This is a genomic window from Marinomonas shanghaiensis (assembly GCF_003259175.1).
GTDB classification, from domain to species: Bacteria; Pseudomonadota; Gammaproteobacteria; order Pseudomonadales; family Marinomonadaceae; genus Marinomonas; species Marinomonas shanghaiensis.
In genome coordinates this window covers 1-955 of sequence record NZ_QGOK01000054.1, presented here as the reverse complement: position 1 = coordinate 955, position 955 = coordinate 1, and the positions used below count along the sequence as shown (strand labels likewise).

General features: G+C 45.2%; 1 protein-coding gene. It reads right to left on the bottom strand.

From position 1 onward, the window contains the following. Positions 1 to 955 (bottom strand): hypothetical protein (locus DKT73_RS19965; protein ID WP_157959227.1); only part of this gene is annotated, 955 nt, incomplete at both ends.

Genomic DNA, 955 nt, shown 5'->3' with positions numbered 1-955 from the left:
GTGGAAGACAGTTCAACATCGCCTGTGGTGATAATAGATCCAAGGGAGAAATCATGATTGTTGGTAACACTTAGACTGCCTGTATTGGCAGCCAACGAAGCGATTTCATTGCCCGTGTTACTTAGGGTATACGCACCATTTACACCAAACAAACTTAGCGCTTGACCTCCTGTGATGGCCGTATCACTTGCTTGTGTTACGGTACCTGTACTGGATAGTTGAATAGCACCTGTAGTAGCAATATTTCCTAAAGTAAATTCTGTACCGCGGAAAATTAATGCACCGCTGGTAGCTGTTAACTGGCCTATCGCATTGTCAGTATTATTTAATGTGTGTGTACCACCACCTAACAACGTCAGATTTTGATCACCGGTAATGGCACCGTTTTGAGTGATGTTGCCTGTGGTTTGCAGTGTCAATGCATCTTTCAATACGGTGGCATCAACATCAATATTTCCTGATTGATTCTCGCCGCCAATCGTAATCTCAGAGAATCCATCGACGAAATCTGTACTGAAATTAGTCGCCGTAATTTGCAGAGTGCCAGTTCCACCACCAATACCAATCGTTGCGGAGGTTGTTTTGGCCGCTATTTGTAGTGCGCCAGTACTTTTAACCGTGCCGCTGGTAACAGTCAGCGCATCAGTATTAAATGTTATGTCCCCAGCACCGGAATCGATATCTCCATTGATCGTCAGTGCATCAGAGGTCAAGCTTAACGACCCAGTTGTAGTAATAGCGCCAGTAGTTTGTGCAGAGCCATTCACCAATTCCACACTGCCAGTATTAGCCGTAAGCGTGCCAATCTCATTGTTAGCGTTGGTAAGGATGTATGTTCCCTCTGTACCAAGCAAGCTTAAAGCTTGCCCCCCTAGAATAACACTGTCTTGTGTCACTGTACCTGTTGAAGAAAGTTCAACGGCCCCTGTCGTGGCAATTGTCCCAAGAGAAAAAT